The sequence below is a fragment of the Streptomyces sp. NBC_00464 genome (assembly GCF_036013915.1).
GTDB lineage: Bacteria > Actinomycetota > Actinomycetes > Streptomycetales > Streptomycetaceae > Streptomyces.
The window spans coordinates 1,460,169-1,477,973 of sequence record NZ_CP107899.1; the positions used below are offsets into that span (position 1 = coordinate 1,460,169).

15 protein-coding genes are annotated in these 17,805 nt (G+C 71.3%); 5 read left to right on the top strand and 10 right to left on the bottom strand.

Annotation, left to right across the window (positions count from 1 at the left end; genetic code table 11):
- The first annotated feature begins 112 nt into the window (after positions 1-112).
- Both OG912_RS06255 and OG912_RS06260 read left to right on the top strand, forming a co-directional pair.
- Complete coding sequence (locus OG912_RS06255) at positions 113-1,504, top strand: alkyl sulfatase dimerization domain-containing protein (protein ID WP_327708540.1); 1,392 nt, start codon at positions 113-115, stop codon at positions 1,502-1,504.
- Positions 1,501-2,844 carry an MFS transporter gene (locus OG912_RS06260; protein ID WP_327708541.1) on the top strand — a complete coding sequence of 448 codons (1,344 nt, stop codon included), beginning with the start codon at positions 1,501-1,503 and terminating at the stop codon, positions 2,842-2,844. Before OG912_RS06255 ends, OG912_RS06260 begins: the two co-directional genes overlap by 4 nt.
- Positions 2,845-2,933: 89 nt before the next feature.
- Here the strand turns inward: OG912_RS06260 and OG912_RS06265 are convergent, their stop codons facing one another.
- From OG912_RS06265 to OG912_RS06275, 3 genes are read right to left on the bottom strand one after another with little or no spacing between them, the layout of a single operon-like run.
- Positions 2,934-3,239, bottom strand: coding sequence for an AzlD domain-containing protein (locus OG912_RS06265; RefSeq protein WP_326739236.1), 306 nt, complete (start codon positions 3,237-3,239; stop codon positions 2,934-2,936).
- Entirely contained in the window at positions 3,236-4,042 is an 807-nt protein-coding gene (locus tag OG912_RS06270; RefSeq protein WP_327708542.1) for an AzlC family ABC transporter permease, read from the bottom strand. Before OG912_RS06270 ends, OG912_RS06265 begins: the two co-directional genes overlap by 4 nt.
- A 10-nt stretch (positions 4,043-4,052) precedes the next feature.
- A complete protein-coding gene (locus OG912_RS06275; protein WP_327708543.1) occupies positions 4,053-4,916 on the bottom strand; it encodes an AraC family transcriptional regulator in 864 nt (287 codons plus the stop codon).
- 145 nt (positions 4,917-5,061) lie between these two features.
- On the opposite strand from OG912_RS06275, the gene OG912_RS06280 reads away from it, so the two are divergent.
- The 3 genes from OG912_RS06280 to OG912_RS06290 all read left to right on the top strand — a co-directional run bounded on the left by OG912_RS06280 (position 5,062) and on the right by OG912_RS06290 (position 11,641).
- The gene (locus tag OG912_RS06280; RefSeq protein WP_327708544.1) at positions 5,062-9,729 is read left to right on the top strand and encodes an Lhr family helicase; all 4,668 of its coding nucleotides are present in this window, start codon (positions 5,062-5,064) and stop codon (positions 9,727-9,729) included.
- 233 nt (positions 9,730-9,962) lie between these two features.
- On the top strand, positions 9,963-10,790 hold the full coding sequence (locus OG912_RS06285; RefSeq protein WP_327708545.1) for a DNA-formamidopyrimidine glycosylase family protein: 828 nt from the start codon (positions 9,963-9,965) through the stop codon (positions 10,788-10,790).
- 86 nt (positions 10,791-10,876) lie between these two features.
- Positions 10,877-11,641, top strand: a complete 765-nt coding sequence (locus OG912_RS06290; RefSeq protein ID WP_327708546.1) for an SDR family NAD(P)-dependent oxidoreductase — start codon at positions 10,877-10,879, stop codon at positions 11,639-11,641.
- Positions 11,642-12,344: 703 nt separating this feature from the next.
- Here the strand turns inward: OG912_RS06290 and OG912_RS06295 are convergent.
- The 7 genes from OG912_RS06295 to OG912_RS06325 all read right to left on the bottom strand — a co-directional run bounded on the left by OG912_RS06295 (position 12,345) and on the right by OG912_RS06325 (position 17,623).
- Complete coding sequence (locus OG912_RS06295) at positions 12,345-12,539, bottom strand: CsbD family protein (protein ID WP_326739230.1); 195 nt, start codon at positions 12,537-12,539, stop codon at positions 12,345-12,347.
- Positions 12,540-12,648: 109 nt separating this feature from the next.
- The gene (locus OG912_RS06300) at positions 12,649-13,119 is read right to left on the bottom strand and encodes a Dps family protein (protein WP_326739229.1); all 471 of its coding nucleotides are present in this window, start codon (positions 13,117-13,119) and stop codon (positions 12,649-12,651) included.
- Between the two features lie 244 nt (positions 13,120-13,363).
- Complete coding sequence (locus OG912_RS06305; protein ID WP_326739228.1) at positions 13,364-13,747, bottom strand: helix-turn-helix domain-containing protein; 384 nt, start codon at positions 13,745-13,747, stop codon at positions 13,364-13,366.
- 109 nt (positions 13,748-13,856) lie between these two features.
- Complete coding sequence (locus OG912_RS06310) at positions 13,857-14,366, bottom strand: CinA family protein (protein ID WP_327708547.1); 510 nt, start codon at positions 14,364-14,366, stop codon at positions 13,857-13,859.
- Positions 14,363-15,211 (bottom strand): CDP-diacylglycerol--glycerol-3-phosphate 3-phosphatidyltransferase, encoded by an 849-nt coding sequence (pgsA, locus tag OG912_RS06315; RefSeq protein WP_327708548.1) that lies wholly within the window; start codon positions 15,209-15,211, stop codon positions 14,363-14,365. Before pgsA ends, OG912_RS06310 begins: the two co-directional genes overlap by 4 nt.
- Positions 15,208-16,686 carry a 30S ribosomal protein S12 methylthiotransferase RimO gene (gene rimO, locus OG912_RS06320; RefSeq protein WP_326739225.1) on the bottom strand — a complete coding sequence of 493 codons (1,479 nt, stop codon included), beginning with the start codon at positions 16,684-16,686 and terminating at the stop codon, positions 15,208-15,210. Before rimO ends, pgsA begins: the two co-directional genes overlap by 4 nt.
- 136 nt (positions 16,687-16,822) lie before the next feature.
- Positions 16,823-17,623: a helix-turn-helix domain-containing protein gene (locus OG912_RS06325; RefSeq protein ID WP_326739224.1), complete on the bottom strand. Its 801-nt coding sequence runs from the start codon at positions 17,621-17,623 to the stop codon at positions 16,823-16,825.
- Positions 17,624-17,805 lie beyond the last annotated feature (182 nt).

Sequence of the window (17,805 nt, forward strand, 5' to 3'; positions counted from 1 at the left end):
TCACAGTACGCAGCCCGCGGCGGTGTGACGAGGACGGGTGTCGGAGGCCACCACAGAGTCCGAGACTCGGGATTCCGGCGATCCGCCGGACCGTACCGAAGGAGCCGCAGGTATGACCGAGCACAAGCCGACGGACTATCTCAGCTATATCGACCGGGTATGGCGGGGCAAGGACACCCTGCTGGCCCATCTGTCGGGGGCGTACTCGGGCGCGGAACTGGTGACCGTGCGCGACCGGGTCGGCTTCCTGCCCGCCTTCGCGAATGTGGCGGTCTTCGACACGGGCGACGGGCTGGTCCTGGTGGACTCCGGCGACAAACGCACCGCCGCACCGCTGCACACGGCTGTCCAGGCGTTCAGCGAGCAGCCGGTCGGCACGGTCGTCTACACGCACGGCCACATCGACCACGTCTTCGGGGTGGCACCCTTCGACGCGCAGGCGGACAGCGAGGGCCGGGAGCGGCCCGAGGTCATCGCGCACGAGGCCGTCACCGCCCGCTTCGACCGCTACATCAGCACCGCCGGATACAACACCTGGATCAACCGGAGGCAGTTCGGTGTGCCGTCGCTGAACTGGCCGTCCACCTACCGCTACCCCGACACCACCTACCGCGACCGGATGACCGTGCGGCGCGGCGATCTGACCTTCGAGCTGGTGCACGCCAAGGGCGAGACCGACGACAGCACCTATGTGTGGATCCCCGAGCTCAAGACGCTGTGCACCGGCGACCTGTTCATCTGGAACACACCGAACGCGGGCAACCCCCAGAAGGTGCAGCGGTACCCGGAGGAATGGGCGCGGGCGCTGCGCGCCATGCAGGAACTGGGTGCCGAACTGCTGCTCCCGGGACACGGCGTGCCGATCGTGGGCAGGGACCGGGTCCACCGGGCGCTCGACGACACCGCGCGTCTCCTGGAGTCGCTGTGCGAGCAGACCAGGGCCCTGATGAACGCGGGCCACCGCCTGGACGCGGTGGTGCACGGCGTGCAGGTGCCGCAGGAGCTGCTGGCGAAGCCCTATCTGCATCCGGCCTACGACGAGCCGGAGTTCGTCGTACGGAACCTGTGGCGGCTGTGGGGCGGCTGGTACGACCAGAACCCGGCGCACCTCAAGCCGGCGCCGGACGCGGCGGTCGCGGCCGAGTTCGCCGCCGCGGCGGGCGGTGCGTCCGTGCTGGCGGCGCGCGCGGCCGAACTTCTGGAGCAGGGCGAGCTGCGGCTGGCCTCGCATCTGGCGGAGACCGCCGCGCTGGCCGCCCCGGCCGATGGGGACGTGGCGCGGATACGGGCCCGGGTCTACGCACAGAGGGCGACGGCCGAGACGTCGACGATGGCGCGCGGAGTGTTCAGCTGGGCGGCCGCGGAGTCGGCGGCGGTGGCCGAGGGCACCGACCTGGAGACGGAGCTGACGCGCTCGCCCGAGGGCCGCAGGCGCGCGGCCGGAATGATCAGCGTCGGCGTCACGGACGACGACGCGTGCGGCTGCGGCGGGGAGGACGGATGAGCGCCGGTACCGGTGCAGCGACCACGCCGCCCGCCGATACGGAAGGGGCGGAGCGATTGCGGAAGGGTGCCTGGGGCACCACCTGGCTGCTGCTCACCTTCATGCTGGTGAACTTCGCCGACAAGACCGTGATGGGGCTGGCCGCCGATCCGATCCGCGAGGAGCTGGGACTGACCCGCGGTGAGTTCGGTACGGCGCAGGCCGCGTTCTTCGCCCTGTTCAGCCTGGCCGCGCTCGGGGTGTCCTTCCTGACCCGCCGTGTCCGGACGACGGTGCTGCTGCTCGGCATGGCGCTGCTGTGGTCGGCGGCGCAGCTGCCGATGCTGCTGGGTGCCGCGGGCTTCGGGACGCTGTTGGCGACGCGGGTGCTGCTCGGGGCGGCGGAGGGTCCTGCGGTGCCGGTGGCGGTGCACCACCTGCACGGCTGGTTCGGGCAGCGGGAGCGGACCCTGCCGACCGCGGTGCTGATGGTCGGTGCGGCGGGCGGGGTGGCCGTGTCCGCTCCGCTGCTCACCGTGGTGATCGACGTATGGGGGTGGCGCTGGGCCTTCGGTTCCGTGGGTCTGGTCGGTCTGGTCTGGGCGATGTGCTGGTACGCCCGGGGCGAGGAGGGGCCTCTTGCCCCACCGCTCGCCCGGCGGTCCGCCGCCCGTGACGACGGTGCTACGTCCGTTCCCTACCGGCGGCTGCTGCTCTCGGGCACCTGGCTGACGGCCGCCTTCGGGGCGTTCGCCGCCTACTGGCTGCTCTCGGCGGGGCTGACCTGGGCTCCGGACTATCTGCACGAGGTGTCGGGGCTGAGCCTGAAGCAATCGGGTGCCGTGGTGACCGCGACCGCGGTGGGCAACGCGGTGGTGCTGCTGGCGCATGGTCTGCTCGCCCGGCGGGCCTCGTCGAGGGGGACGGCGCCCCGGCTGTCTGCGGGGCTCGGCGGAGGTCTGGTGATGTGTGTGGCCGCCGCGTCGATCGCCACGTTCGCGGAGGTGGACGCGGTGGGCGTGAAGATCGCGCTGATGGCCGGCCCGATGGCACTGACGAACGTGATCCTCACGGTGTCGCAGACGGCCGTCGCGCGGATCACCCCGGCGGGACAGCGCGGGGTTGCCCTGGGCGCCCTGGCGTTCGTCTACGCCCTGGCGGGTGTCCTGTCCCCGCTGGTCACGGGCCGGATGGTGGATGCGGCCGTATCGGTGCCCGCGGGCTACCACTCCGCGTATCTGCTGATGGCGGGTCTGGTCGCGGTCGCCGGTGTGCTCGCCGTCTGCTTCCTGCGGCCTGAGAAGGACGCGCTGCGGCTGAATGTTCCCGAGGCTCCGACGGCCGGTCTGCCCGTGCACTGAGAGGGACGCATCCCCAGGACCACGTGTAAGGGGCTCGGCCCAATGGACCGAGCCCCTTACACACCCCTCCCCGGGCGTCGTGTGCGCGGTCAGCCGAGAGCACGTACTCCGGCGGTGACGGCCACGGCCACCCCCACGACGACGAGGAAGGGCGCGCGCAGCACGAGGGCGAGTGCCGCGGCGGCGAGCCCGGCGCCCCTCGCGTCGAGCACCACGTGCTGTCCACTGCCGAAGGCCTGCTGCGCGGTCAGGGCGGCCAGCAGCGCCACCGGAAGCAGAGCGGCCAGACGCTGCACGAGGGGGCGCTCCAAGGCGCCGGCAGGCACCAGGAGGCCCAGGAGTTTGGCGAGGTAACAGCCGACGGCGGTCAGCGCGATGGCGATCCAGACGTTCATCGGCCGTCCTCCGACGTGGTGGTGCGCGAATCCGCGCCTCCCCTGGCTTCCTTCGGGCTCGGTGCCGTGTCCTTGCCGCGTCCCGTCAGAAAGAGGACGACGGGCGCCGCGAGTGCGGACAGCAGTACGGGCACGCCTGCGGGCAGTACCGGCAGCAGGCCGAGTGCGAGCAGAACGGCAACCGCGGCGGTGATCCGCTCCGTCGTGCTCTTCAGCATCGGGGCGAGCAGGGCGAGGAAGACGGCGGGGCCTGCCGCGTCCAGGCCCCAGGCAGCGGTGTCGCCCAGCGCGTCAGCGCCCAGTGCGCCCACCAGCGTGGTGAGGTTCCACAGCACGTAGAGCGTGAGCCCGGTGACGGTGAAGCCGATTCGGGCGGCGCGCCGGGTGGGCTGGGACAGGGTCACGGCGGTCGTCTCGTCGATGACCCACTGGGCGGCGAGGGGACGCAGGGCACGCGGTAGTGCGAGCAGCTGCGACAGCCGCAGGCCGTAGAAGGAATTACGTACGCCGAGAAAGAAGGCACCGGCGGCCGCGGTGTACGGGTTGCCGCCGGCGGCCAGGGCGCCCACCAGGGCGAACTGGGAGGCGCCGGTGAAGACGAGGAGGCTGAGCGCGCAGGTCTGCAGCAGGCTCAGTCCGGACCCGGCCGAGGTGACGCCGAACGCGAAGCCGGAGAGGCCGACGGCTATGCCGACGCCGAGTGCGTCACGTACGACGGCCGCGTCCGGCTTGGCCTCGGCGGTGATCGCACTGCCGCCGGGCGGGCCGGCGACGCTCTGAGGGGGTGCTGTCTGTTCTGCCACGCCCGGGACGCTACCCCGGCACTCCGGGGCCGGTCTTGTACGTTCTTGCGCGTTCGCGCTGGTAGGCGCCGGGTGGCACCCCCACGATCCGGGTGAAGTGACGGTTGAGATGCGGCTGGTCGGTGAAGCCGACCGCGGCGGCAGCCGCGGCGGGGGCGGTGCCCGCATCGAGCATCCGGCGCGCACGCCGGACGCGCGCGTCGGTGAGCCAGGTGTGCGGTGGCATCCCGTACTGCTTCTTGAAGGCCCGGAGCAGGGCGAACGGACTCGTGCCGAGCTCGGTGGCCAGTGCCTCCAGGGTGGGCGGCTCCGACAACCTGCTCTCCAGTACGGCACGGGCCCGCGCCGCGTCCCGCGCGCCGGCCGCCCTGGCCGTGCGGGCGGGCAGGACGCTGCCGTGCCGGGTGAGCAGACGCGTGACCAGGACCCGCAGCACGCTGTCCGCCGCCAGCGCGTTGCTCTCCTCCGCTGCCCGGTGGACCTCGCCGATGAGCCGGGCCGCGTAGGGATCGGCCACGCTGGTCTCCGCGAAGCCCACGGTGCCCCGCAGGTTCGTCGTATCGGCCGCGATGTCGTTGATCACCTGGGAGGACGGGTAGAGCGTGGCGTACACCCACCCTTCGGGCACACCGGCGCGGGCGGTGTGCGGGACCTCCGGATTGATCATGACGACGGTGCCGGGCCCGGCGTGGACGGTTCCGCCGGGCAGCCCGACGTCCTCGACGCCCTGGGTGATGGTGCCGAAGACATAGCCCTCGTGGCTGTGGCGGGGGAAGGTGTGGCGGATGTAGCGGGCCCGCAGCAGGTCAAGGTCGGGCAGCTCCGCGTGCTGCCAGTACCTCGCCCATTCCGCCGGTCCCGTCGCTCCTGCCATGCTCGAATTCTCGCAGCTCGCGGGCTGCGAGTGCCTCGGCGCAGTGGCCGGCCCAGCCGTCGCGGCATCATCCGCGTGCGGGGCACGCGACCCGGCGGGGCCGTTTCCGGGGCCGTTGTCAGTGGCGGGGTGCACGATGGGGAACATGACCGGCTCCGCACTCGATGCGTTCTCCCCCGCGACCCGCAGCTGGTTCACGGGGGCCTTCAGCGCGCCGACAGCCGCGCAGGAAGGCGCCTGGCGGGCAATCGGTGAGGGGTCGGACGTCCTGGTCGTCGCGCCGACCGGTTCGGGAAAGACCCTGGCCGCCTTCCTCGCCGCCCTGGACCAGCTGACCGCGGTCCCGCCACCCGCCGAGGCGAAGAAGCGCTGCCGTGTGCTGTACGTATCGCCGCTCAAGGCGCTCGCCGTCGACGTGGAGCGCAACCTCCGCTCGCCGCTGACCGGTATCCGTCAGGAATCGGCGCGCCTGGGGCTGCCCGAGCCCGAGGTGCGTGTGGGCATCCGTTCCGGCGACACCCCGCCCGCCGAGCGCCGCTCGATGGCGACGAGGCCGCCGGACATCCTGATCACCACACCCGAGTCCCTCTTCCTGATGCTGACGTCCTCGGCGCGGGAGGCGCTGGCCGGCATCGAAACGGTGATTCTCGACGAGGTACACGCGGTCGCGGGCACCAAGCGGGGCGCCCATCTCGCGGTGTCGCTGGAGCGGCTCGACGAGCTGCTCCCGCGGCCCGCCCGGCGGATCGGCCTGTCGGCCACGGTCCGTCCGGTCGACGAGGTGGCGCGTTTCCTCTCACCCCAGCGGAAGGTGGAGATCGTCCAGCCGCCGTCCACCAAGCAGTTCGATCTGTCGGTGGTCGTGCCGGTCGAGGATCTGGGCGAGCTCGGCGGTTCCCCCGCCACTGACCCGGACTCCTCCGGCCAGGCGGACAAACCGTCGATCTGGCCCCATGTGGAGGAGCGGATCGCCGATCTCGTCCAGGCCCACCGCTCCACGATCGTCTTCGCCAACTCCCGTCGTCTCGCCGAGCGGCTCTGCAACCGGCTCAACGAGATCGCGTACGAGCGCGCCACCGGCGAGACGATGCCCGAAGCCCACTCCCCCGCGGAGGTCATGGCGGAGTCAGGTGCGGCGAAGGGTGCTCCCCCGCTGCTCGCCCGGGCCCACCACGGATCGGTCTCCAAGGAGCAGCGCGCCCAGGTCGAGGAGGACCTCAAGGCGGGCCGGCTGCCCGCGGTGGTAGCCACCTCCAGTCTGGAGCTGGGCATCGACATGGGCGCGGTCGATCTGGTGATCCAGGTGGAGTCACCGCCGTCGGTCGCCTCCGGACTGCAGCGGGTCGGCCGTGCCGGGCATCAGGTGGGCGCGGTCTCCACCGGGGTCGTCTTCCCGAAGTACCGGGGCGATCTGGTGCAGGCGGCCGTGGTCACCGAGCGGATGCGCACGGGATCCATCGAGGCGCTGCGGGTTCCGTCCAATCCACTGGACGTGCTGGCCCAGCAGCTGGTCGCCATGGTCGCCCTGGACAGCTGGCAGGTGGACGATCTGCTGGCGGTGACCCGCCGGGCCGCCCCCTTCGCCTCGCTCCCCGAGTCGGCGTTCACCGCTGTGCTCGACATGCTCGCCGGCCGCTACCCGTCCGACGCCTTCGCCGAGCTGCGTCCACGCGTCGTCTGGGACCGCGTCGCCGGTACGGTCACGGGCCGCCCCGGCGCCCAGCGGCTCGCCGTCACCTCCGGCGGCACCATCCCCGACCGCGGACTCTTCGGGGTCTTCCTCGCCGGCGCCGACCCCAAGAAGGGCGGCGGCCGGGTCGGCGAGCTGGACGAGGAGATGGTGTACGAGTCCCGGGTCGGTGACGTCTTCACCCTGGGCACCACGTCCTGGCGGATCGAGGACATCACTCGCGACCGGGTCCTGGTCTCGCCCGCCCCTGGCGTTCCGGGACGGCTGCCGTTCTGGAAGGGCGACCAGCTGGGCCGTCCGCTGGAGCTGGGGCGTGCGCTGGGCGCCTTCCTGCGCGAGCTCGGCGGCCTGTCCCCCGAGGACGCCCGGAAGCGGCTGCTGGCCGCGGGGCTCGACACCTGGGCCGTGGACAACGTGCTGTCCTACATCGACGAGCAGCGCCGGGCCTGCGGCCATGTGCCGGACGACCGGACCATCCTCGTCGAGCGTTTCCGGGACGAGCTGGGCGACTGGCGCGTCGTCGTGCACTCCCCGTTCGGCGCCCAGGTGCACGCCCCGTGGGCGCTCGCCCTCAGTGCCCGCCTCGCCGAGCGGTACGGCATGGACGCCCAGGTCATGCATGCCGACGACGGCATCGTGCTGAGGCTCCCGGACGCGGACATGATGGGCCTGGACCTCCTCGACTTCGACCCCGTCCAGGATCCGTCCCAAGCGCCCGCCGCGGCACCACTCCCTCCCGCCAACACCGCCCTCGACAGCGACCAGCCCCCGGTCGGCGCCGCCGATGTGGCCTTCGACCAGGGCGAGATCGCACAGATCGTCACGGACCAGGTCGGCGGTTCCGCCCTGTTCGCCTCGCGGTTCCGCGAGTGCGCGGCCCGAGCGCTGCTGCTGCCGCGGCGCAGCCCCGGCAAGCGCACACCGCTGTGGCAACAGCGACAGCGGGCCGCCCAGCTCCTCCAGGTCGCGTCCGAGTTCGGCTCGTTCCCCATCGTTCTCGAAGCGGTCCGCGAATGCCTCCAGGACGTCTTCGACGTCCCCGGGCTCACCGAGGTGATGGGTGACCTGGAAGCCCGCCGGATCCGTCTGGTCGAGGTGACCACGCCGGAGCCCTCCCCGTTCGCGCGCTCCCTCCTGTTCGGCTACGTGGCGCAGTTCCTGTACGAGGGCGACTCGCCCCTGGCCGAGCGGCGGGCCGCCGCGCTCTCGCTCGACTCCCACCTCCTGGCCGAACTGCTGGGACGCGCGGAACTGCGTGAGCTTCTCGACGCCGAGGTCCTGACCGAACTGGAGCGGGAGCTCCAGTGGCTGGCCGAGGACCGCCGGATCAAGGACGTCGAAGGGGTCGCCGACCTGCTGCGGGTCCTCGGCCCGCTCACCGATTCCGAGCTCACCGAGCGCGGCGCCGAGCCGCAGTGGGCGCAGGAGCTGGCATCGGCACGCCGCGCCATCCGGGTCCGGATCGGCGGCGGCGATCACTGGGCGGCCATCGAGGATGCGGGCCGACTGCGCGACGCCCTGGGAACGGCACTCCCGGTCGGCGTCCCCGAGGCGTTCACCGAACCGGTGAAGGACCCCCTCGGCGACCTCCTCGCCCGCTACGCCCGTACGCACGGGCCGTTCACCTCCACCGCGGCGGCGGCCCGCTTCGGCCTCGGCACCGCCGTCACCGACGGTGCACTGCAGCGGCTCGCAGCCTCGGGCCGGATCGTCCAGGGCGAGTTCCACCCCGCCGGTATCGGCCAGGAGTGGTGCGACGCCACGGTGTTGCGGCGGCTGCGGCGCCGCTCGCTCGCCGCGCTCCGCCATGAGCTGGAGCCGGTGCCGCCGGCCGCGCTGGCGGGCTTCCTCCCCCAGTGGCAGCATCTGGGCAGCAACAGCCTGCGCGGAATCGACGGACTGGCCCGCGCCATCGAGCAGTTGCAGGGCGCACCCGTCCCCGCGTCCGCGCTGGAGAAGCTCATCCTGCCCAGCCGTGTCAGCGGCTACTCCCCCGCGCTCCTGGACGAACTCACCACCACGGGCGAAGTCGTGTGGGCCGGTGCGGGCGCCCTCCCCGGCAAGGACGGCTGGCTCTCCCTCTATCCGGCCGACAGCGCGCCCCTGCTCCTGCCTCCCCCTCGCCCGCTCGAACTCAGCGCGCTGCACGAGTCCGTTCTCACCACCCTGAGCGGTGGGTACGGGCTCTTCTTCCGCCAGATCGCCGATCAGGTCCGTGCCACCACGCACCCGGACTCCACCGATCCCCAACTGGCTGACGCTGTCTGGGATCTCGCCTGGTCGGGCCGGCTCACCAACGACACACTCGCCCCGCTGCGTGCGCTGCTCGGCTCCGGACGCACGGCCGGATCGACCGCTCACCGCGCCAAGCGGAGTGTTCCGCGCGGTCGTTACGGCTCGCTGAGCGCTTCGGCACGCCCCGTCTCCCGCACCGGTCCGCCCACGGTCTCGGGCCGCTGGTCGCTGCTGCCGCCCGCCGAACCCGAGCCCACACACCGGGCCCACGCCCTGGCTCGCACCCTCCTGGACCGGCACGGCGTGGTAACCCGCGGCGCGGTCCAGGCCGAGGGTGTCGAGGGCGGCTTCTCCGCCGCGTACCGCGTACTGTCCGCCTTCGAGGACAACGGGCAGGCACGCCGCGGATATGTCGTGGAGGGGCTGGGAGCGGCGCAGTTCGCCATGGACGGCGCGGTCGACCGGCTCCGAGCGGTGTCCACCGCCCGCGACCGTACGGAACCCGGCGCGGATCCCCGCGCCCTGGTCCTCGCCGCGGCCGACCCCGCCAATGCCTACGGCGCGGCCCTGCCGTGGCCCGAGCCGCCGGCCGGGGCCGGGCACAAACCCGGACGCAAGGCAGGTTCCCTCGTGGTCCTGGTCGACGGGGAGCTGACCCTGTACATGGAACGCGGCGGCAAGACGCTGCTGGCCTGGCCGACCGATCCGGACGACCCCGCGCTCCGGGCGGCAGCGACTGCCCTGGCCGCCGCTGCCCGCGCCGGAAGCCTCGGCACGGTCACGGTCGAGCGCACCAACGGCACCTCGTCGCTGACCTCACCCCTCGGCCGCACTCTGGAGTCGGCAGGTTTCCTCGCCACCCCGAGAGGCCTGCGCCTGCGCGCCTGAGCTCCCGCCCTTCCGCCTCCACACCGAAACCGCCCCGCCGCGGTCACGCCAGGCGGCACGCCACTCCCACGCAGCCACGCCCCCAGGCCCCACGCGCCACAGAACGCGCGGTCACCCCACCCACAGCCCGCCACTCCCACAGAACGCACGGACACCCCACCCACAGCCCGCCACCCCCACAGAACGCACGGACACCCCACCCACAGCCCGCCATCCCCGCGCATCATGGACGTATGCCCGAAGGAGACACCGTCCTGCAGACCGCGAAACGGCTGCACAGCGCGCTGGCCGGTCAGGTCCTCACCCGGTCCGATCTGCGTGTCCCCCGGTTCGCCACCGCCGATCTCACCGGCCGGGCCGTTCTCGACGTCTCCGCGCGCGGCAAGCATCTGCTGACCCGCATCGAGGGCGGCCTCACCCTCCACAGCCATCTGCGCATGGACGGTGCCTGGCGTATCTACGCCCCGGACGAACGATGGCGCGGCGGCCCCGGCCACCAGATCCGCGCCGTCCTGGCCAACACCACGCACACCGCCGTCGGCTACCGACTGCCCGTTCTCGAACTCCTGCGCACCAGGGACGAGGACAAGGCCGTCGGCCACCTCGGCCCGGACCTGCTGGGGCCGGACTGGAACGCCGACACCGCACTGCACCATCTGCTCACCGATCCTGCCCGCCCCCTCGGCGAGGCTCTCCTGGACCAGCGCAACCTGGCCGGCATCGGCAACATCTACAAGTGCGAGCTCTGCTTCCTGGCCCGCGCCACTCCCTGGCTCCCCATCGGCCGACTGCCCGAATCCACGGCGGCCCTTCTGGTCACCACGGCCAAGCAGCTCCTGGAAGCCAACCGCGACCGCCCGGTCCGCACCACCACCGCCGGTGCCCGCCAGCTGACCACCACCTATCCGGCTCCCCGCGCCCGCCGTCCGAGCGAGAACCTCTGGGTCTACGGCCGCACCCACCGCCCCTGCCTACGCTGCGGGACACCGATCCGCGCGTCGCAGCAGGACTCCCGCCCCGTCTACTGGTGCCCCCACTGCCAATCGGGACCCACCCCATAGCGGACGAGCCATCGCCGCGCCATGGGGGAAAATCCGTCGCCGCACCATAGTTGACGACCCGTCAGAACCAGTCGTACGGTCCGGTCATGCCTCTCGCCGCGTACGACCTCACCGGCCGCTCCGCGTTCGTCACCGGCGCCGCCGGCGGAATCGGCCGTGCCACCGCCGTCCTGCTGGCGGAGGCCGGCGCCCGCGTCCACTGCGCCGATCTCGACGAGAAGGGCCTCCTGGAGACCCTCGACCTGATCACTGCCGCAGGTGGCGAAGCCCACACGCATCCGCACGATGTCACCGACCGCAACCAGGTCCGGGCCGCGGTCGCGGCCGCCGGCGATCTGGACATCCTGGCCGCCGTTGCCGGGATCATGCATACGAGCAGTGTCCTGGAGACCGCGGACGAGGACCTCGACCGTGTGCTCTCGGTCAATTTCAAGGGGGTCCTGTACGCCTGCCAGGAAACGGCCCGCAGAATGGTCGCGCGCAGCGCGCCCGGCTCGCTGATCACGATGGCCTCGGGCGCGGTCGACTCCGCAAGCCCGGGCCTGCTCTGCTACAGCGCGGCCAAGGCCGCTGTGGTCCAGCTGACCAAGACTCTGGCGACCGAGCTGGGCCCTCACGGCATCCGGGTCAACGCGGTCGCGCCCGGCTGGATCCGCACCCCCATGACCGCCCGCCACGACGCGGAGCAGCAGCACCGGGCCGAGGCCACGATGGCGCGCATATCGCCGCTGGGCAGGGTCGGCGAACCCGATGACGTCGCACACACCGTGGTGCACCTGGCATCGGACGCGTCGGCCTTCATGACCGGCCAGATCCTCCGCCCGAACGGCGGCGTCGCCATGCCCTGGTAGCGCGCCACGCCCTGCCGACGGACCAGGACCGCCCGCCCATGCGCCAGGACAAGCCCTTCGCGCGACCAGAGAGGGCCGACGCACGCCAGGCCCGGCCGGCCTCTCGCCGCGACGAGCCGGATATCGACGAGCCCGGTACCGACGAGCCGGGTATCGACGACTGCGATATCAGTGACCGCAAGGCACGGCCCGCCTCACGCACGCCCTCGGCGCACCGCCGCAGCAAACCCGTGCCCGCGTCGAAGATCCCGGTCGGCCGGACCGTCTCGGCCACATGCACAGGCAGGAGGCTGAGCCCCCATCCGCCCGCCGCCACCGCTCCCTCGACCGGACCCGCGTGCGCAGGCTCCAGCACCAGCCGCAGTACGGCCCACCACCACACACCGCCGAGCACGAGCGCCGGCACCCACCGCCGCACCATGGCTGCCTCCTTCGGGCGAACCCCGGGGCCTGTCGTTCGGAGCATTGCGGGTTCGGGGAATCCGTCCTGATCCGAACGGAAGACCCTAGTCCGGCGCGATCCCCGGTGGGAGAGCGCACCGGCGCAGTACCGGCGCACATGCCGCGGTCGTGCACACGCCGCAGTCGCACACACGCGCACGCACGCCCGGCCGCCCGGCCGCCGGATCGCGTATCCCCGCAGCGGGCCCTGTCCAGAGCGGAGCCCCCACCGCTTCCCGGTGGGGGCTCCGCCGACTGCCGCTCAGCCCTTGTCGTCGCGGGTCAGGGAGTCCTTGACGCCCTCGGCGCGCTCCCGCGCCTCGCCCATGGCGCCCTTGGCCTTGCCCTTCGCCTGGTCCGTCTTGCCCTCGGACTCCATGCGCTTGTTGCCGGCCATCTTGCCCATGGCCTCCTTGGCCTTGCCTGCAAGCTTGTCCTTCGCGCTTTCGTCGGTCATCACAGCTCCTTGCGTCGTACGTACCGACCTCTGCCCGATCCCGGGCAGGCCGGTTGGAATGGGGCCCCGCCAGGCGGGAAAGCCTGTCGGGTGGGGGCGGACAGCCCGGTCAGGCGCTCTCCGCCTGGAACATCCACGCGTGCTTCTCCAGGTCGGCGGTCAGCGCGATGAGAATGTCCTGGCTGACGGGGTCGGGGTCGCCCGTCACCTCGATCCGCTGACGCATCCGGCCGATCACCACGCTCAGGGCGTCGACCAGGGTCCGTACGGCATCGACGTCCTTGACCCAGCCCTCGGGCACGGAGTCGATGGCCGTAGTCCTCGCGATCGTCCCCGACCGCCCGTCCGGGTTGACGCCCAGCGCAGAGGCTCGTTCGGCGACCGTGTCGGAGTGCTGACGGGCGGTGTCGACGACCTCGTCGAGCTGAAGGTGCACGGACCTGAACCGAGGCCCCACCACGTTCCAGTGGACCTGCTTGGCCACCAGCGAGAGGTCGACGAGGTCCACCAGAGCGCCCTGAAGGGCATCTCCCACGGACTTGAGGTCGGTCTCGGACAGCGGGCTCTTCACCACAGACATGCACGTCTCCGATCTGGTATCCGTTCCGTTCAGCACGAACCACGATGGCACAAACGAAGCAAAACGGTCATTCGGGGAAACGCTCGACGAGATCGTTTCCCGGTCTCATCCATGCGCCTGCCCGCCGAAAGCCCTCCAACACCCCGTCCGCCACATCCCCCGCACCTCACCCGGACGCACCGAAGCCCCGGCCCGCCCCCTGAGGGGAGGACCGGGGCTCCGGCTTCACACCGAACCGAGCGGGTCAGGCGGCGACGACATCCACCGCTTCCGCAGGCGCCTTGATGGTCACCCGCCCCGTCGGTACACCCGTCACCGACGAAACGGAGACGGAATTGAGCATGGGGCGCACCGGTACTGGTACCGGATCAGTGGCTGCTGCCGACTCGGCCAGTTCAGCCAGGGACAGCTCATCGCTCACTTCACGCATGAGCTCGGACATCCGTACATCCAGCGCGTCGCAAATGGCGGAGAGCAGTTCGGAGGATGCCTCCTTCTGCCCCCGCTCCACCTCGGAGAGATAGCCGAGCGAAACTCGGGCGGACGAGGAGACTTCGCGCAGAGTACGGCCTTGGCGCTGGCGCTGCCGACGCAGCACGTCACCAAGCAGGCGACGGAGCAGAATCATCGGTGGCTCCCTCCTCGGACCGCGTAGCCGCATCCTTCACGCCCCACCGTACCGCCTAGCGCTGCGGCCGTGCGGGGAGCGATGTCGTGTTCACTCAGGGCTGCAAACATCAATTCCCCCCGTTGTGTTCCGTATCCTGTGCGCTCGCGTACCCGCCGAGTTCGCCGGAGAGCAGTTCGAGCACGCTCCGTACGCTCTCTCTACGGATGTCCGCCCGTCCACCGTTCAACCGCAGCGCGGCCACTTTCCCGGTGTCACAGGGCCCGCAGACTGCGACGAAGACCGTTCCGACCGGTTGGCCGTCCTGTGGCTCGGGGCCCGCGACACCGGTTGTCGCCACTCCCCAGTCTGCGCCGAGCGCCCGGCGTACGCCTGCCGCCATCTGGCGCGCGACCTCGGCGTCCACTGCCCCTCGTGCTGCCAGAAGCTCCGCGTCCACGCCCAGGACTTCACTCTTGAGGGGGGTCGCGTAGGCGGTCACCGACCCTCGGAACGCCTGCGAGGCACCAGGTACGGACGTCAGCTCGGCCGCGACGAGGCCGCCGGTCAGCGACTCGGCGACGGCAAGTGTCTCGCCCCGCGAGACAAGCAGCCGCAGCACCTGGGCCGCGGCTGTCACCGCTCGGCCTCCGCGGCGCCGCGGTTCCCGGAGGCCTGCTCGGCGGCGCCACGGCGGCCGGAGGCCTGCTCCGCGCCGCTGAGTCCCTCGGAGACCGCCCCGGCAGTCCCGGTGCGGCGGGAGAAGGGGGTCTGTCCCTCCCCCTTGGCGCTCTCCAGAGCCGCCTCGGCGTTCTCGGCAGCTTCCTGGGCCGCGGCCGTCTTCTCCTCCGCGCGCCCCTGACGGCGCAGCACGACGGCCTGGCGGACATAGTCCAGGCCGGTGACGACCGTCAGCACGACGGCCACCGCCATCACCCAGAAGCGCATCGTGGCCAGTGGACCGGTCAGCGCCAGGACGTACATCCCGACAGCGGTCCCCTGCGCCAGCGTCTTCATCTTCCCGCCACGACTGGCTGGAATCACGCCGTGCCGGATCACCCAGAACCGCAGCACCGTGATGCCGAGCTCGCGGAAGAGGATCACGCCCGTGACCCACCAGGGAAGATCACCGAGGTACGACAGGCAGATCAGCGCCGCACCCATGATCGCCTTGTCCGCGATCGGGTCGGCGATCTTCCCGAAGTCGGTGACCAGGTCGTACTTGCGCGCCAGATGCCCGTCGAACACATCGGTGATCATCGCGACGGCGAACGCGGCCCAGGCGATGGAACGCCAGGCCGGGTCGTATCCGCCGTCGTGGAGCAGCAGCACGACGAACCCGGGGACCAGCACCAGCCGCGCCATGGTGAGCAGATTGGCGATGTTCCACAGGCTGGCCTGATTGACGGCCGCAGCACCCAGTTTTCCGCCGCGGACCGGCGTCGCGCCGGTACCACCTGCCGCGGATGCCGGTGCTCCGGTCATCTGGCTACCTCCGCAAGTTCACAGCATTCGGCCACCAGGTCCACGCCTTCGGTGCCCACTACCTTTGCCTCGACCATACGGCCCGGGACAAGTCCCTCGCGTGCGGTGAAGAGCACCTGCCCGTCCGTTTCGGGCGCCTGGTGGGCGGCACGGCCCACGGCGCGCGACTCGTCCTCGGTGGGCTCGACCGACTCGACCAGCACCTGGAGCGACTCTCCGATACGTTCTTCGGCACGCTGCGAGGTCAGCTCCTCGGCCAGCTGCGAGATGTGCGCCAGCCGTTCGGCGATGGTGTCGGCGTCCAGCTTGTTCTCGTACCCGACCGCCTCGGTGCCGTCCTCGTCGGAGTAGCCGAAGACGCCGATGGCGTCGAGGCGAGCACCGGTGAGGAACCGTTCCAGCTCTGCGAGGTCCGCCTCGGTCTCGCCGGGGAAGCCCACGATGAAGTTGGAGCGCGCGCCGGCCTGCGGCGCCTTGCTCCGGATGGTGTGGAGGAGCTCCAGGAAGCTGTCGGTGTCACCGAAGCGCCGCATCGCACGCAGCACGCCGGGGGCCGAGTGCTGGAAGGACAGGTCGAAGTAGGGCGCGACCTTCGGCGTCGAGGTCAGCACGTCGATCAGACCGGGGCGCATCTCGGCGGGCTGCAGGTAGCTGACCCGGATCCGCTCGATGCCCTCGACGTCCGCGAGCTCCGGGAGCAGCGTCTCCAGGAGGCGGATGTCGCCGAGGTCCTTGCCGTACGAGGTGTTGTTCTCGGAGACCAGCATGACCTCCTTCACGCCCTGCTCGGCCAGCCAGCGCGTCTCACCGAGGACGTCCGAGGGCCGCCGCGAGATGAAGGAGCCGCGGAAGGACGGAATGGCGCAGAAGGAGCAGCGGCGGTCGCAGCCCGAGGCCAGCTTCACGGAGGCGACGGGGCTGGTGCCCAGCCGGCGGCGCAGGGGTGCCCGCGGACCGGAGACCGGCGCGACTCCCTCCGGAAGATCGGCGGGGGCCGGGGCGGCCTCCTGGGCGTGGCCGGGCAGGGCCACGGCCGCGTCCTGGCGGTCGGCCGGACTGATCGGCAGCAGCTTGCGGCGGTCGCGCGGGGTGTGGGAGGCGTGGATGCCACCGTTGAGGATGGTCTGAAGGCGGTCGGAGATGTCTGCGTAGTCGTCGAATCCGAGGACTCCGTCCGCTTCCGGCAGGGCCTCGGCGAGGTCCTTGCCGTAGCGCTCGGCCATGCAGCCGACGGCGACGACGGCCTGGGTCCGGCCGTGGTCCTTCAGATCATTGGCTTCGAGCAGGGCATCGACGGAGTCCTTCTTGGCGGCCTCGACGAATCCACAGGTGTTGACCACGGCGACATCGGCATCGGAGGCATCCTCGACGAGCTCCCAGCCGTCCGCTGCCAAGCGGCCTGCGAGCTCCTCCGAGTCCACCTCGTTACGGGCGCAGCCAAGAGTGACAAGGGCGACGGTACGGCGTTCGGGCATGGGCTCAAGACTACTTTGTCCCGGCACTGGCCCCGCCGCGCAGGGTTCGACCGTTACAAGGAGTGACAGAGGCGGCGAGCGCCCGGCACTATGGCCGGGCGCTCGCCGCCTCTGTGTGAACTGCCGGGGCGCGAGGTCAGCCGACCTCGGGGTCGCCCTTGGTGTACGAGAGCCGCTCCACCTGTCCGGGCTGGAACTGGTCCTCGACCTTCTTGCCGTTGACGAAGAGCTCGATCGATCCGGCGTCACCGAGGACGAGGTCGACCCGCTCCTTGTCCTGGAAGGTCTTCGTCTCGCCCTGCTGGAGGGTTCCGTCGAAGAGGGACCGGCCGTTGTGGTCCTTGGCGGAGATCCAGCTCTTGCCCTGGCTCGCGCTGAGCTTGACCGTCACCTTGTCCTGGGGCGCTGCCGCGATGGCACTGTCCGAGGGGGCCGGCTTGGGGTCGACGGGCTTGCTGGACGCCGGCTTGGGGGTGATCTTGTCGGACGTCGGGCCTTCGGCGACCTGGCCGGCGGTCGAGGGCTCGTCACCGCCCTTGAAGAAGGTGAAGCCGACGAATCCGACCACGGCCACGATGGCCGCGACCATGGCAGCGGTCCAGTTGGGCCGCCGGGGTTCGGAACGGATCCGCTCGGCCTCGAACAACGGGGCCGCCGGAGTGGGCGCGGGACGGCCGCCGTGCTCGGCGTCGTACTGCGAAACCAGCGGTTCCGGATCGGTGCCTACGGCACGTGCGAGCGTTCGGATATGGCCGCGGGCGTACACGTCGCCGCCGCAGCGGGAGAAGTCGTCCTCCTCGATCGCGTGCACGATGGGGATGCGCACCCGGGTGGACGTGCTGACCTCTTCGACCGTGAGACCTGCGGCGATACGAGCCTGCTGGAGCACTCGACCGATCGAAGGCCGGTCGTCTTCGGGGGAGTTGCCGATGGACACGGGGGCGCCTTTCGAGCGTGAGCCACCTGCTGGGTGTTCAGTCTAGGGGGGGTACGAAAGGGTGGGGCAACCGGGAGGATGACTTTGTACGCCATCAGATTCGAACAGAGCCTGACGTGCCGGACCGCCCCGGGGAGGAACATCCTGCTTTCCCTCCCCTCAACTTGACGTACGGCCCGGCG